Below are 14,620 nucleotides of genomic sequence, written 5' to 3'. Positions count from 1 at the left end.
GCCCCCAAAGGTTGAACGCGGGAGACAGTCGGGCATAGACTTCCAGGGTAAACGCCACCAAACAAGATCAAGGCGCAAGGAGCGTGATGCGATGAAAGCAATCGATCTCAAAAAGATGGCCATGTCCGCCCTCGCGTTTGCCGCAGTTCTTGGCGTCTTGGTATTCTTGAGTCCCGCAGCCCAGGCAAAGGAATTCCGCTGGGCCGCGACCACCGATCCGCAGACGCTGGACCCCCACGCGGTCAACTCGGCGCCGGTGCTCGGGTTTCTGAACAATGTCTATGAGGGGCTGCTGCGCCGCGACCGTGACATGAAGATCGAGGGCGCGCTGGCCGAGCGCTGGGAACCGCTCGGCGAAGACGGATGGCGCTTTCATCTGCGCCGCGGGGTCACCTTTCACGATGGCTCGGCTTTCACGGCCGAGGACGTCCTGTTCTCCTACCAGCGCGCCAGCGCCGAGGAGGCCGACGTGCGCTCCTGGTTTGCGCCGGTCAGCGAGGTGAAGCTGGTGGACGACTTCACCATTGACTTCATGACCAAGGCGCCCAATCCGATTTTTCCGGACTCCATCGCCAACTTCATGATCATGGACAAGGATTGGTCGGAGGCAAACGGCACCGCGCGGACCTCGATGCAGAGCGAGGGTTTTGCCACCCTGAACGCCAACGGCACCGGTGCCTTCAAGGTCGTCGAACGTTCGCCCGGTGTGCGCACGGTGCTGGAGCCTTTCGCAGGGTGGTGGGGAGAGGTCGAACACAACGTCACCCGTGCCGTCTTCACGCCGGTCACCCAGCAGGCAACGGCGGTGGCGGCGCTGATCTCCGGCGAAGTCGATTTCATCAATCCGGTGCCCTTGCAGGACGTGCCCCGGCTGGAAGGCGCTGCCGGGGTAAAAATCCTGCAGGGAGTCGAAGCGCGCGTCATTATGCTGGGCTTTGCCCATCAGGCTGCGGCGCTGAAGTTTTCCGATGAAACCAGCGACGCCAATCCCTTCCGTGATCCGCGGGTGCGCAAGGCGGTTTATCAGGCGATCGACGTCGATACACTGATCAAGAAGGTGATGCGCGGCAATGCCGCGGCCGCCAGCCTGCTGGTGAGCCCGGCAATGCGTGGCTACAGCCCGGACCTCTCGGCCCGCCACCCCTTTGACCGGGAAGCCAGCAAGGCCCTGCTGGCGGAGGCGGGCTATCCCGAAGGCTTCAGCTTTGGCCTCTCCTGTCCCAACGACCGCTACATCAATGACGCCAGCATCTGCACCGCCATCGTCGGCATGCTGGCGAAGGTGGGGGTCACTGCAAAGCTGAACGCCATGCCGGTACGGCAGTACTGGCCGGAGTTGCGGGCCGACCAGTTCGACATGTATCTGCTCGGCTGGTCGCCCGGCACCTTCGATGCCGAACATCCGGTCCGCTTCCTGCTGGCGACGCCGGATGCGGAGAAAAAGCTGGGAAGCTGGAACTTCGGCGGCTTCTCCGACGCCAGGGTCGACGCGTTGCTGCCGAAGATCCAGCGAGAGATCGATCCCGCCGCCCGCCAGGCGATGCTGGACGAGGTACACAGTTTGTTGCAGGAGGACGTGGCCTATGTGCCGCTCTACGTCCAGCCGCTGGTCTGGGGCATGAAGCAGAACGTCGAGGTGACTCAGCGCGCCGACAACTTCTTCATCCTGCGCTGGGTCCGTGTGAACTGAGCCGGAGTCCCGCCGAACAGCGGCAGTCCGTTCCTTTTCGAATGGATTGAGCTGATTTACCGGGATTGATGGATCGCGAAGAGATCGATCAATCCCGGATCTGGGCTAAGAAGCGTCGTTGAGCAGCTGGGCGATTTCGTCTTTCAGGGCCAGCCGTTCCTTCTTCAGGATTTCGCTGCGTTGGTCCGACGCAGCCTCGACCTCCGCCTCGATGCGGTGAATCTCGCGGTTGACCTTGTGGTATTCCTCGGCCAAGCGGGCGAAGTGTGCCGACTCGGTCTTCAGCCGGTGGATGGTACCGGTTGCTTCGGGGAACTCTTCGGCCAGTTCGTGAGGCGTATGGGTCATGCGCTGCTCCCTGATAGTGCTTGTAACGTGCTGTAAGGATCAGGCCATTTTCAGCCCCCACCGACATTGATCTTGGTCAAACCAGAAGGGGATCTTGGTCAAACCAGAAGGGGATCTTGATCAATCCAGAGGGCCGCGGCTGCCCGGAAAGACGGCCAGGGTCTTGACCCAGGGTCTTGACAAGGCGCCGCAGAGTCATAATCTACAGTCAACGTAAGGTGATGAATGTCTAAAATGCAGATAGGCGAGCTCGCGGCGCGTACCGGGCTGAGCCAGAGGACCATACATTTCTACGAGGAAAAGAGGCTGATCTCGCCGAGCGAGCGGGAAGGGCGTGGTTACCGTTACTATGATGAACAGACGTTGCGGCGCCTGGAAAAGATCTCCGCATTGAAGGAAATCGGCCTGTCACTGGATGAGATCGCCGGGGTGATCGATCTCTATTTCCAGGACGAGACCGGAATCATGGGTAAGCGCCGCGTCCTTGAAATTCTGCAGGGCCATCTGAAAGGAACTGAGGCCAGGATAGCCTCGCTGCAGGGCTTCAGGAAAGACACCAAGGCCAGCATCAAGAAGCTGGAAGGGCTGATTGCCAAGGCTGAAGGCCGCAGCTGATTTTTTTGTCCAAAATCTACAGTTGACGTTAGATGTTGAATGAGCTGATCCGTCTTTGAACCTCATCCCTCGCCGTCGATGACGCGAAGCAGGCTTTGCCGAACATCGACCGGGCGAAGGATGACCGATCGAGAATGAAGGAGCACCCAAAATGCAACTTTTGTCGGAAAGGAAGGGCTGGGCAGCCGTAATTGCCGGCCTTTCGATTCTTCTGTCGCCGACCGCCGGCACCGCTGACACCCATGGAGAAAACATGAATTCGCAGAATGAGAGTGCCATTGAGGGAAAGCCGCCGTTGGAGGCGATGCTGCCTGAGGGTTATCGCCTGGCCCTGTCGATGCCGGGGCGCATGGACGACGCGGAGATTGTGCTGGGGCGCTTTCAGCCGTCGGACCGCGCTTCGGTTGATCTCGGCGGCGAGCATGTCAGCTTTGTCGTCGAACAGGGATCGGAGCGCCTCAAAGGCTTCACCCGTCTTTATGGAGGTGTCTCCGACGGCGCCTTGCCGACGGAGGACGTAGCCCGGCAGGCGGCGTTGGGGTTTCTCCACCGGCAGGCCCCCGATCTACTGTCGAACCACAAAATCCTCTGGATCGACCGGCACGACGAGCAGGTTCAGGCCGAGGGCCGCAAGGTCACGCTGAGCGGCATGAAAGTGAAATTCCGCAATCTGGATGACGGGCTCTACTTCTGGGTCATTCTGGCCGCCGACGGCTCGGTCATGACTTTTGAGCGCGATATCCACTGGATCACTTTTCCCGGACACCGGGGCACCGAGAAATGGCTGCACGACAGCTGGCTTCAACAACAGGAGAACCTGGTCTTGAGTGAATTCGAAAGCAGTGAGAGCCGCATCGAAGCGGTGGTCGAAAACTATTTCCGTGGCGCTTTTCACGGCGACCGGGCACGCCTTGAAGGCGCTTTCGATCCTGCAGCCCGGATTGTCGGATTCTTCGGCGACGACAGAGCGGATCTCTCCGTCGCCGATTTCGTGGATCTCGTTGTGTCTCAGCCGTCGCAGGCGTCCTTGGGCGCGACGATGGACAAGCGCATACTCTCAGTCGAAGTCGCCGGGCGGATCGCCGTGGTGAAAGCCAGGGTCCCGGTCGGTGAGACCGTCTACATCGATTTGCTGACCCTGCATGAAACGGCCGATGGCTGGCGTATCCGTCACAAGAGCTTTGATTTGGCGGAGGCGTCGCCGGTCTAGGGAAGACGCACGGCCACAGGGGAAGGGGCATTGCCTAAAGCGGCAAAGCCCTGCACCCTTGCCCCCAGGACAAAAACGGCCCGGGGCAAGCGCAAGACCGCCACCTCGGGAGCAAAATGCCTGGGGAGGCGGAATTGCGTACGCAGGTGGCGATCATCGGCGCCGGACCGGCGGGTCTGCTGCTCGGTCAACTGCTGCACCGGGAGGGGATCGACGCCGTAATCCTGGAGCGGCGCTCGGCCGACTATGTGCTGGGCCGCATCCGGGCCGGGGTTCTGGAGTCCGGCACTGTCGACCTGATCGCGCGGGCCGGCTGCGATCAGCGCCTGCGGCAGGAGGGCTTGCCCCATGACGGCGTGAACCTCTGTTTCGGTGGTGCCCGCCACCGGATCGATCTGGCGGGGCTGACCGGCGGCAAGCAGGTCACGGTTTACGGCCAGACGGAGGTGACCCGCGACCTGATGGAGGCGCGTTCGGCGGGCGGCGCCAGGACAGTCTACGAGGCCGCCGGCGTCCACCTGGAGGGCTTCGGCGGCTCCAGACCGGTGGTGCATTTCCTGAAAGGCGGCATTGCTCAGACGCTGGAGTGTGACTTCATTGCCGGCTGCGACGGATTTCACGGAGTCTGCCGCCAGTCGGTGCCGGAGCGCGCCATCGAGACCTTCGAGCGGGTTTACCCCTTCGGCTGGCTTGGTCTGCTGGCCGACGTGCCGCCGGTGAACGAGGAATTGATCTACGTAAACCACGAAGACGGCTTCGCGCTTTGTTCGATGCGGTCGATGACGCGCAGCCGCTACTACCTGCAATGCCCGGCCGATGAGAAGGTCGAGCACTGGAGCGACCAGCGGTTTTGGGAGGCGCTGCGTGCGAGGCTCGACCCGGAAGCGGCAGCCGCTTTGACCACAGGGCCCGCTCTGGAGAAATCAGTCGCCCGCCTGCGCAGCTTTGTCGCCGAACCGCTGCGTTTCGGGCGGCTTTTCCTGGCCGGGGACGCCGCTCATATCGTCCCGCCGACCGGGGCCAAGGGCCTCAATCTCGCCGCCAGCGACATCCGGTACCTCTCCGAAGCTTTGGTTGAGTATTTCAATGGCGGTTCGACTGCCGGACTCGATGCCTACTCCACAAAAGCCTTGGCGCGTATCTGGAAGGCCGAGCGTTTTTCCTGGTGGATGACCTCGATGCTCCACCGCTTCCCGGAGGTCGGGCGCTTCGGCCACAAGATACAGCTGGCGGAGTTGGAATATCTGGTTTCCTCCGAAGCAGCCTCCGCTTCGCTGGCAGAGAACTACGTCGGCCTGCCCTACTAGGTTCCCATTCATCCAAGTCCGCTTACTTGAGGTTGTGCCGAATCTCAGGCCCTTCTTTGTCCTTTGGTTTGTTCCGATAGCCGTGGCTAGTCTGGCCAGTCGCTGGGCAATGTGAGTTCCCCCACAGTGCAATACACCCAGAGGTCTAAAGTGTTGGGCGGCGACACACGGGACGCTGGGATTCCGGCTGCGCCGACAATCGGGGTGAGAGGGCAATGAGCAACACAATCGAGGGCCTGGACAAGGCGCCGGAGACCTTACCGTCCGGAGAGGGCCGCGCCGAGAGCAGCCTGCGGCGCCTGACCATCGGCGGGCAGCCTTTCTTCGTGCTGAAGCAGCGCGGCAGTTTCCCGGACATGGCCTATGATCATGGCCGCCTGCTGGCACAGGAAATTGAAGACGGCGCTTTCCCCGAGATCGTTTCCACCATCGCCCGCGGGGTGAACCTGGAGAACGAGACCCTGCGCCATGTCGCCTCGGCGCTCTACCGCTGTTACAGCGACCGTATCCTGAACAATTCGAGCGAAGAATTTCAGCAGGCCGTCGACGGGCTGGGCGCAGGCTATCGCGCAGGCTTGGCCAATCCCGAGTTTTCCCAGCTTGAGGTGCGCGACGCCCTGATCGCGATTGAGGTCGGCAACATCATCGACGGCCTGTCGCGGATCTTCCAGATCCCCGGTGTGCGGGCAATCCGTGCACCGGCGATTCTGGCCTTGGTGCTGCCGTCGCTGGCCGATCCCGACGCCAAGGCCTATCTGGAAGAGGCAAAGCGGGAGCCGGAGAAACAGCACGACATCGCTGCGGCGCTCGCCGCCATGACCGGCCCGAACAACCGCTACGACTTCGGCTGTACCGGTTTTGCCGTACCCGGCGCGCTCAGCCGCGACGGGCGGCTTCTGCATGCGCGCAACCTGGATGCGGACCTGTTTCACTGGAACAAGGCACCGGTATTGTCCCTGCTGGATGAAACCGGCGACAACGCGAGCTGGCACAAGTACGTTGCCTTCGGTACTGCCGGCCTGATCTACCCCGGTGGTATCTCCGGCATGAACGACGCCGGTCTCTCAGTTTCGCTTCACCAGCTTTCGACAACGCAGCTCGAAAGCGGATTCCTCTTCGGTCATGGCGACATCTGTCCCTTCACCCAGCAGCGGATGCTGCGCGAGGCCGGCAGCATCGACGAGGCCGTCGACCTTGTGAAAGACGCCAAACACTTTGCGGCTTGGACCATCCTGGTTTCCGAAGCGAAGACCGGCCAAGTCTGCCGCATCGAACTGAACGGCGATCGCGTGCGGGTGATGAAGCACGACGGCGAGGCGGTGCCCCAGACCAACCATTTCCTGCACCACGATATGGCCGAGCGGCTGTTCGACGAGGATGACAACCATTTCACCGTGACCTTCGGCAAATGGCTGGAAACCCATGCGCGTTACGATTCGGTATCGGCGGCCCTGAAGACCGATGCGGGGCAGGAGAGGATCGACCTGGCCTGGGCTATGAACTGGCTCGGCTCCAGCCGCGATGGCGCGCTGGAGAAAATGCGTCTCGCCATGCCGACGCCGCCGGATCCGCTGGCCGCAGAGCGCGCCTATGGGCGGGTGCCGCGCAAGGTCTACAGCCAGCTCGGCAGCATCGTACTGGCCGACCCCGGGCGTCGGGCCGGCCGCGACGAAGTCTGGATGACCACCGGCGACCGTCAACCGAGCCCGCACAGCAGCTATTCCGGTTGGCAGCTCGACTGGGACGGCTTTGAGATCAGCCCGCTGCCGGACGATCCGGTGCGGCGTATGGAGAGCTATGCCGAGGGCGGACGCAAGAACTGGGAAGAATCCCTGGTGCGCTACCTCTGGGCCCGGCTGGCGATTACCCGGCCAAGGGATTCAGAGGGCGATCTGCTGCGCCGCCGGGTGACGGCGGCTGAGAGAAAAGAGGGTTTGGCCGGCGCGGTGCACCTCATCGATTCGGCGATCGAACTGGCGGCCATGGACCGCATCGTGGAGGTTCCCTATCACTACATGCGCGCACGCCTGAACCACGCCGCCGGTGACTATGCGGCGGCGGAGGGAGACTGGCGTCTGTTGAGGGCCATCTGGGCCTGGCAGCAGGACAAACCGGCCGTCGCCGCCGACTGGCCGGTCGCCGCGCCACGGGTCATGCCGCTGATGCATCCCTACGAGGGAGCGCTGGTTGGCTTGCTGTCCGTGGTGACGGAAGATCTGCGCCTTGATGGCACCGCCTGGAACGGCCGCGCGGGGCGGCTGGAAGAGGCGCACGGACTGTTCACGCAACTGCTGCAGGAAAACTTCGGTACCGACGGGCCGATTCACTTCGACCTCGAAAACTGGCTCGACCTTCTGGAGGCGGTCAGCGATGAAGGCGGGCAGGCGGTCGACCTGCCGGAGCCCGACTTCGTCTCTGGCGAATAAAAGAACCTGCCTGTTGCGCCCTTCGAGACGGCCTTTCAGGCCTCCTCAGGGTGAGGGAGAACCCGAACGTAAATCGGACCTCATGCTGAGGAGGTGCGCAGCACCGTCTCGAAGCATCATCTCCGGACACCGCACCCGCTAAACCTTTACAACGCCATCTGGGCGCGGCCGAGTTTGGTCAGATCGTCCAGAGTCGCCCGTCCCTTGAAGTCGACTTCGTAGTTCTCGGCGGCAAAGTCCGGCGCGGACTCGCCGGCCAGGAAGCGGGCTGCCTGTTTGCGGGCGTAGGCTTCGTTCTTGGCGCAGCGCGGCGAGGCGCCGACATAGATCACATTGGATTCTTGCTGGCCGTTGTGCACGTCCTCGACGGCATGGATCAGGTCGGGGTGCCACCAGACAGTGTCGCCGGGATCGACCCTGGGAATCGAGACCAGACCTTCCAGCAGATCGGCATGCCAGGCCGGGTCGGCGCAGAGCGCCTTGCCGGGTTCGGCGCCGCAGAGTTCGTCGGCGGGCACGTCCGGCTGCAAAGCCCGCAGCAACAGGTGGGCGATCCCGGAGGCAATGGGCACCAGCTGCAGGGTGCCGTCGTTCGGTCCCTGGGTGGTCAACGCCGTCCAGCCCTGGAAAGAACGGAACATGGAGCAGACTGCGGGCGAGGCATACTCGCGGGTCTGGGTGCGGTAGGTCGCCTTCCAGGGGTCGTAGGCGGTCCAGTCGCCCGAGAAGATCGGCTCGTAGATTTTCCGAAAAGCGGGATCGACCCAGCGTTCGTAGGAGCCGGCATCCATGTGCGGCGACAGGCCGAGGCGGCTGTCGCCGGGCTGGCGGCGCCTCGTACGGTCTGCATAGCTGTAGTCGTTGTCGGGGTCGAACTCATCGCCCACCGGCCCGCGCACATCCCAAAGGCGGTTGAGAAAGCGCTTGGTCTCGGCCATCTCCTCGGCCTGGCGGGCCATGATCTGCGGCTTCGACCAGTAGAGGCCGTAGATCTGCGGGCGCCCGGCCTCCAGGTTGTCGAAGTATTTGTCCATGCCCGACTTTTCCTGCGCCTTCTCCAGGTAGTCGTTGTCGGCGATGTAGGCACCGATCTCTTCGTTCCAGGCCTCCGCGCGGGCCTGAGGAAAGACACCGCGGATGACCACGGCGCCGCGCCGGCGGATGTGGTCGATTTGGCCGGCGGAAACCTTGTCGGCCTTGACCGCCGCGAAGTCGATCTGGGGAACGGCGGACCCGGTTCTGGCTTCTTCTTCCAGCACCGCTTCCACCTCCCGGCGCATGCTGTCCTTTACCTTTGCGAAAGCGGCAGCCACGTCCTGTCCGCTGCGGAGTTCTCTTTTCGCGTCGGCGATGAAGGGGCGGATCATGTCGTCCATCGGGTCCTCTCTTTGTGCGCTTCCTGCCGCGGTGTTCTTCTTCTTCTTGTTTTTAGGGGGCGGCCTCTTGTTGGCTGCCGGTTCTGAATCGAAGTTCCGGCTCACGGATCGTTTGAAGGTTTTCCATCGGCTCTTCGTTGATGCAGCCGACCAGAATTTGCGCCAGGGTCTGGCCGGTCGCGGTAAGATCCTCGTAGATGGTGTCGATGGCCGGCGTCGTGTGGTCGAGTACCGTCGATGTCTGTTTGGCGACCAGATCGATGTCGTCCCCGGGTGTCATTCCGGCGTCCCGCAGCCCGGCTGTAAGGGCGAGGGCGGAGACATCGCCGCTGCAGATAAAGCCGTCCGGCGCAGCGGTCTGGCCCATCATGTTGCTAATCGCTGCGCGGATCGTATCGGGCGCGCTGTCGGTATCGATTCCCGGTGCCGGAACCATCGTGGCGCCGAACTGGTGTGCCGCACGCTCAAAGCCCATGATCATATGGTTGTGGTAGGTCACGCCGCTGGGCGGGGCGATGATGCAGAGCCGTCGCCGTCCCTTGACGCAGAGCCTTTTGGCGGCTTCGAAGGCGAAGCCGTAGTTATCGAAGTCGTGGTAGGGGTGCGGCGTCGCCAGTTCGCTGCGGCCGTGGCAGACGAAGGGAAAGCCCATTTCCAGCAGATAGCGGATGCGTTCGTCCTGCGGGCGGGTGCGCGACAGGATGATGCCGTCGGCCGAACCGGTCTCTATAATGTAGCGGATCGGCTCCATGGGGTCGCCGCCCAGGAAATGCGGCGTGACCACCAGATGGTAGGCGGTGTCGCGCAAGGCCTGGGATATACCGAAGATCATGGAGGTGCCGTAACCCATGACCTCCTCGTGGGGGTTCAGGACGAGGCTGATGACATTGGTCTTGCCGGTTCGAAGCCGAACGCCGGCGCGGTCGGGCCGGTAGCCCAGGTCGCTGGCGATGCGGCGTACCCGTTTCTTGGTGTCTTCGCCGATCTCCGGTCCGTCCTTTAAGGCCCGGGAGACGGTGGTAACCCCGAGATTGGCGATTTCCGCGATGGTCTTCAGGGTCGGCCGCTTGGTTGACTCCGCCGATGACGGCAGGCCGCTCCGCAGCGCCGCCGAGGGGCGGTCTGCCGCTGAGAATTCGGCCTTGTCCTTGGGCGCCATCCCTGTCCGTCTCCCGTTTCGAAATCTCGGCAAATATACCTGTATCGTTACAGATGACAAGAGAGGTCATGGCTTGGGCTGTGCTTTCTGATGAATAACAACCAGAAAACATTATATTTATCAATATAATAGAATGAAGGCGATGGTCTGAGCAATGGCGACGGTTGACCGGCGCAAGCTGTAACGTTACAGATATCTCAGATGCGGAACTTCACCGCACGGCGAATTTGCTCAGAACTGGGAGGAATACCATGAACCGCTTCGCCCTCAGGCTGTCGACCAGCCTGCTCGCCCTGGGATTGCTGGCAGGGGGGATGGCCGTCAGCCAGGCTTCCGCTGCCGAGGATGTGGAGGTCCTGCACTGGTGGACCTCCGGCGGTGAAGCCGCCGCCCTGAACGTCCTCAAGAAGGATCTCGAAGGCAAAGGCGTCGGCTGGCAGGATATGCCGGTTGCCGGCGGCGGTGGTGAACAGGCCATGACCGTGTTGCGCGCCCGGGTGACCGCCGGCAATGCGCCGACGGCGGTGCAGATGCTGGGCTTCGATATCCAGGACTGGGCCCAGGAAGGCGCACTCGCCGATCTGAATGCATTGGCTGCTGATGAGAATTGGGACCAGGTCGTCCCCGCCGCCTTGCAGCGCTTCGCCAAGCACGACGGCAAGTGGATCTCGGCGCCGGTGAACGTCCATTCGACCAACTGGGTCTGGGCCAACAAGAAGATCTTCGACGAGTTGGGGATCGCCCAGCCGACTTCCTGGGAAGACCTGGTGGCGGCGCTGAAGAAGATTCAGGACGCCGGTTATACGGCGGTGGCGCATGGCGGTCAGGCCTGGCAGGACGCGACCATCTTCGACGCGGTGGTCATGAGTGTCGGCGGCCCTGAGCTTTACAAAGCGGCCTTCGTCGATCTCGATCCCGAGGCACTGGGCGGCGCACAGATGCAGGAAGCTTTTCAGCGCATGGAGACCCTGCGCGGCTTCGTCGACGACAACTTCTCCGGTCGTGACTGGAACCTGGCCTCCGCCATGGTCATCGAGGGCAAGGCCGGCGTCCAGTTCATGGGCGATTGGGCCAAGGGCGAATTCCTGAAGGCCGGCCTCAAGCCGGATGAGGACTTCCTCTGCTTCCGTTTCCCGGGCACCCAGGGCACGGTCACCTTCAACTCCGATCAGTTCGCCATGTTCTCGGTGGGTGACGAGCGGCGTGACGCCCAGGTGAAGCTGGCCTCATCGATCATGGCGCCCTCCTTCCAGTCGGCTTTCAACGTGGTGAAGGGCTCCGTCCCGGCGCGCACGGATGTCTCCGACGCCGACTTCGATGCCTGCGGCAAGAAGGGCATGAAGGAACTGGCGGCGGCCAGTGATTCCGGCAAGCTTTTCGGCTCCATGGCCCACGGGCATGCGGCACCGGCTTCGGTGAAGAATGCGGTCTACGATGTCGTGACCGCGCACTTCAATGGCGAGTATGACGCCGCGACTGCGGCTGAGGAACTGGTCAACGCGGTGGACGCCGCGCAGTAACCCTGCATTGACGGGACGGCGCCCGGGTTTCGGCTCGGGCGCCGATTCTGCCGGTACTCCCCCTCACAAGGCTGCCGTCTTCGCCATGTCGAACCGTTTGCGCGATGCCGCCCAGGACCTGCTGCCGAAACTTGTGCTGTCGCCGAGCTTCGTGCTGATCCTGATTTTCGTATACGGCTTCATCGTCTTTACCGGCTATCTGTCCTTCACCGATTCGCGCATGCTGCCGTCCTTCGATCTGGTCGGCTTCGCCAACTACTTCAAGCTCTTCAGCCTGCGTCACTGGTCGACCGCCCTCAGCAATCTGGCGATCTTCGGCATACTCTACATCGTCATCTGCACGGTCATCGGGCTGGGACTGGCGATCCTGCTGGATCAGAAGATCCGTGGCGAGGGCGTGTTGCGGCCGATCTTCCTCTATCCCATGGCGCTTTCCTTCATCGTCACCGGGACCGCCTGGAAGTGGTTTCTCGATCCCGGGATCGGCCTGGAAAACGTAATGCACCTCTGGGGCTGGGAGTCTTTCGAGTTCCGCTGGATCAAGGACCGCGACATGGCGATCTACACCATCGTCATCGCCGCGGTCTGGCAGTCCTCCGGCTTTGTCATGGCGATGTTCCTGGCCGGCCTGCGCGGCATCGACAACGAGATCCTGAAGGCCGCCCAGATTGACGGCGCCTCGGCCTGGAAACTCTACCGCCGCATCGTCATTCCGATGCTGCGCCCGGCTTTCCTCTCCGCTTTCGTGGTGCTCGCCCATCTGGCGATCAAGGCTTACGACCTGGTCATCGCGTTGACCAACGGCGGGCCCGGCCGGGCGACGGAGGTGCCGGCGACCTTCATGTATTCCTACACCTTCACCCGCAACCAGATGGGGGTCGGTGCCTCCTCGGCGGTGATCATGCTGATCATGATCGCCTCCATCATTATTCCCTATCTCTATAGCGAACTGCGGGAGAAGCGGACATGAGCGGCGGCGGCAACGACGTTGCCCTGCGCAGCGGCGCCGTCGCCCGCGCGGTCATCTATGCGGTGCTGATCGTCTTTGCGGTCTACTACCTGCTGCCGCTTTTCGTGATGCTGGTGAACTCGGTGAAGCCGCTGGAGGAAATCCGCTCCGGCAACATGCTGGCCCTGCCGGAGGTCTTCACCTTCGCACCCTGGGTACAGGCCTGGAGCAAGGCGCAGATCGGTGTCGAGCCCACGGGGCTTTCGCCGTATTTCGTAAACTCCCTGGTCATGGTGATCCCGGCGGTCGCGATCTCCACCTTTCTCGGCGCGCTCAACGGCTATGTCCTGACCAAGTGGCAGTTCCGCGGTCATCGCATCGTGTTCGGGCTGATGTTGTTTTCCTGTTTTATACCGTTTCAGATCGTGCTGATCCCCATGGCGCGTATTCTTGGCATGCTCGGGATCGCCGGAACCACCTGGGGCCTGGTTCTGGTTCACGTCGTCTATGGCCTCGGCTTCACCACGCTGTTCTTCCGCAACTACTACGATGCCTTCCCGAGTGAATTGATCCGCGCCGCCACCATCGACGGTGCCGGGTTTTTCCGGATTTTCCGGCGCATTCTGCTGCCGTCCTCCGGCCCGATCATCGTGGTGACGGTGATCTGGCAGTTCACCAACGTCTGGAACGATTTCCTCTTCGGCGCCTCCTTCGCCGACTTCGACAGTCAGCCGATGACCGTGGCGCTGAACAACCTGGTCTCCTCCTCGACCGGGGTGAAGGAATACAACGTTCACTTTGCCGGTGCGATCCTGGCCGCTTTGCCGACCCTGGTTGTCTATGTCGTGTCGGGGCGTTACTTCGTGCGCGGGCTGATGGCCGGCGCGGTCAAAGGATAAGGGATAATCATGGCTTTCCTCGAAATCCGCGATCTCCACAAATCATTCGGCGAGGTCGATGTCCTCAAGGGAATCGATATCGCCATCGAAGAAGGTGGTTTTCTCGTCCTGGTCGGGCCGTCGGGTTGCGGCAAGTCGACGCTGCTGAACAGCATCGCCGGGCTGGAGACGGTGACCTCCGGAGAAATCCGCATTGCCGGCCGCGCCGTCAACGACCTGCACCCCTCGCAGCGGGACATCGCCATGGTGTTCCAGTCCTATGCGCTTTACCCCAACATGAACGTGGCCGAGAACATCGCTTTCGGTTTGGAGATGCGCGGTGTTGCCAAGGCCGAGCGCGAAGCGGCGGTGGCCAGGGTCGCCGAGATGCTGCAGATCGGACCGTTGCTGAAACGCCGTCCGAGCCAGCTCTCCGGCGGCCAGCGCCAGCGCGTCGCCATGGGGCGGGCCCTGGTGCGCGACCCGCAGGTTTTTCTCTTCGACGAGCCGCTGTCGAACCTCGATGCCAAGCTGCGCGTGGATATGCGCACGGAGATCAAGAAACTGCATCAGACCCTGGCCACCACCATCGTCTACGTGACCCACGACCAGATCGAAGCCATGACCCTGGCAACCCAGATCGCCGTGCTGAAAGACGGCATCCTGCAGCAGGTGGGCACACCGGATCAGGTCTACTCCAACCCGGCCAATATTTTCGTCGCTGATTTTATGGGGTCGCCGACCATGAACCTGATGCCCGCCAGCCTGCAGCAGGCCAACGGCACGACTTCGGTACAGATCGGCGCGGTCAGCCTGCCGGTTTCCGAGCCCTCGGAGGCACTGCGTTCCCATGCCGGCCGGGATATCGTTTTCGGGGTGCGCCCGGAGGACGTCACCGACCTTTCAAGCGCCGACCGCTCGGCCCGCTTCGTCGAAACGCTGGAATGCGGTATCGACGTGGTGGAACCGACGGGGGCCGACAAGTTCGTCGTTACCCGCCTCGGCGAGAAGGAGGTTACGGCCAGGGTGCGCTCCAGTGAGCGTATTGCCCCCGGCGACCGGGTGCCGCTGGCCTTCAACATGGACAAGGTGCACTTCTTCGATCCGCGGACCGAGATGCGGATCAACTAGCGTTGGATAAG

General features: G+C 62.4%; 12 protein-coding genes. 9 read left to right on the top strand and 3 right to left on the bottom strand.

Features of this window, described 5'->3' with window-relative positions:
• Nucleotides 1-91 precede the first annotated feature (91 nt).
• Nucleotides 92-1,690 carry an ABC transporter substrate-binding protein gene (locus tag ACP146_RS18725; protein ID WP_422368272.1) on the top strand — a complete coding sequence of 533 codons (1,599 nt, stop codon included), beginning with the start codon at nucleotides 92-94 and terminating at the stop codon, nucleotides 1,688-1,690.
• A gap of 105 nt (nucleotides 1,691-1,795) precedes the next feature.
• On the opposite strand, the gene ACP146_RS18720 is transcribed toward ACP146_RS18725, so the two are convergent.
• On the bottom strand, nucleotides 1,796-2,038 hold the full coding sequence (locus ACP146_RS18720; protein WP_422368271.1) for a YdcH family protein: 243 nt from the start codon (nucleotides 2,036-2,038) through the stop codon (nucleotides 1,796-1,798).
• Between the two features lie 234 nt (nucleotides 2,039-2,272).
• Here ACP146_RS18720 and ACP146_RS18715 point away from each other — a divergent pair, with 234 nt between their 5' ends.
• The 4 genes from ACP146_RS18715 to ACP146_RS18700 all read left to right on the top strand — a co-directional run bounded on the left by ACP146_RS18715 (nucleotide 2,273) and on the right by ACP146_RS18700 (nucleotide 7,596).
• Nucleotides 2,273-2,653, top strand: a complete 381-nt coding sequence (locus ACP146_RS18715; RefSeq protein WP_422368270.1) for a MerR family transcriptional regulator — start codon at nucleotides 2,273-2,275, stop codon at nucleotides 2,651-2,653.
• A gap of 253 nt (nucleotides 2,654-2,906) precedes the next feature.
• Nucleotides 2,907-3,863, top strand: coding sequence for a nuclear transport factor 2 family protein (locus ACP146_RS18710; protein WP_422368269.1), 957 nt, complete (start codon nucleotides 2,907-2,909; stop codon nucleotides 3,861-3,863).
• Nucleotides 3,864-3,997: 134 nt separating this feature from the next.
• The gene (pobA, locus tag ACP146_RS18705) at nucleotides 3,998-5,170 is read left to right on the top strand and encodes a 4-hydroxybenzoate 3-monooxygenase (protein WP_422368268.1); all 1,173 of its coding nucleotides are present in this window, start codon (nucleotides 3,998-4,000) and stop codon (nucleotides 5,168-5,170) included.
• 215 nt (nucleotides 5,171-5,385) lie between these two features.
• Nucleotides 5,386-7,596, top strand: a complete 2,211-nt coding sequence (locus ACP146_RS18700; protein ID WP_422368267.1) for a C45 family autoproteolytic acyltransferase/hydolase — start codon at nucleotides 5,386-5,388, stop codon at nucleotides 7,594-7,596.
• A 146-nt stretch (nucleotides 7,597-7,742) separates the two neighbouring features.
• Here ACP146_RS18700 and ACP146_RS18695 read toward each other — a convergent pair whose 3' ends face one another.
• Both ACP146_RS18695 and ACP146_RS18690 read right to left on the bottom strand, forming a co-directional pair.
• On the bottom strand, nucleotides 7,743-8,972 hold the full coding sequence (locus ACP146_RS18695; RefSeq protein ID WP_422368266.1) for a YbiU family protein: 1,230 nt from the start codon (nucleotides 8,970-8,972) through the stop codon (nucleotides 7,743-7,745).
• Between the two features lie 52 nt (nucleotides 8,973-9,024).
• Complete coding sequence (locus tag ACP146_RS18690) at nucleotides 9,025-10,131, bottom strand: LacI family transcriptional regulator (protein WP_422368265.1); 1,107 nt, start codon at nucleotides 10,129-10,131, stop codon at nucleotides 9,025-9,027.
• 251 nt (nucleotides 10,132-10,382) lie between these two features.
• On the opposite strand from ACP146_RS18690, the gene ACP146_RS18685 reads away from it, so the two are divergent.
• From ACP146_RS18685 to ACP146_RS18670, 4 genes are all read left to right on the top strand, one after another.
• Nucleotides 10,383-11,651 carry an ABC transporter substrate-binding protein gene (locus ACP146_RS18685; RefSeq protein ID WP_422368264.1) on the top strand — a complete coding sequence of 423 codons (1,269 nt, stop codon included), beginning with the start codon at nucleotides 10,383-10,385 and terminating at the stop codon, nucleotides 11,649-11,651.
• Between the two features lie 85 nt (nucleotides 11,652-11,736).
• Complete coding sequence (locus tag ACP146_RS18680) at nucleotides 11,737-12,621, top strand: carbohydrate ABC transporter permease (RefSeq protein ID WP_422368263.1); 885 nt, start codon at nucleotides 11,737-11,739, stop codon at nucleotides 12,619-12,621.
• Nucleotides 12,618-13,499, top strand: coding sequence for a carbohydrate ABC transporter permease (locus tag ACP146_RS18675; protein WP_422368262.1), 882 nt, complete (start codon nucleotides 12,618-12,620; stop codon nucleotides 13,497-13,499). Before ACP146_RS18680 ends, ACP146_RS18675 begins: the two co-directional genes overlap by 4 nt.
• A gap of 9 nt (nucleotides 13,500-13,508) precedes the next feature.
• Nucleotides 13,509-14,609, top strand: a complete 1,101-nt coding sequence (locus tag ACP146_RS18670; protein ID WP_422368261.1) for an ABC transporter ATP-binding protein — start codon at nucleotides 13,509-13,511, stop codon at nucleotides 14,607-14,609.
• The last annotated feature ends 11 nt before the right edge of the window (nucleotides 14,610-14,620 follow it).

It is taken from the genome of Pelagibius sp., assembly GCF_965249265.1.
Taxonomy (GTDB): Bacteria; Pseudomonadota; Alphaproteobacteria; order Kiloniellales; family Kiloniellaceae; genus Pelagibius.
The sequence above is the reverse complement of the archived record's forward strand: the minus strand, read 5'-3'. Positions and strand labels throughout refer to the sequence as shown.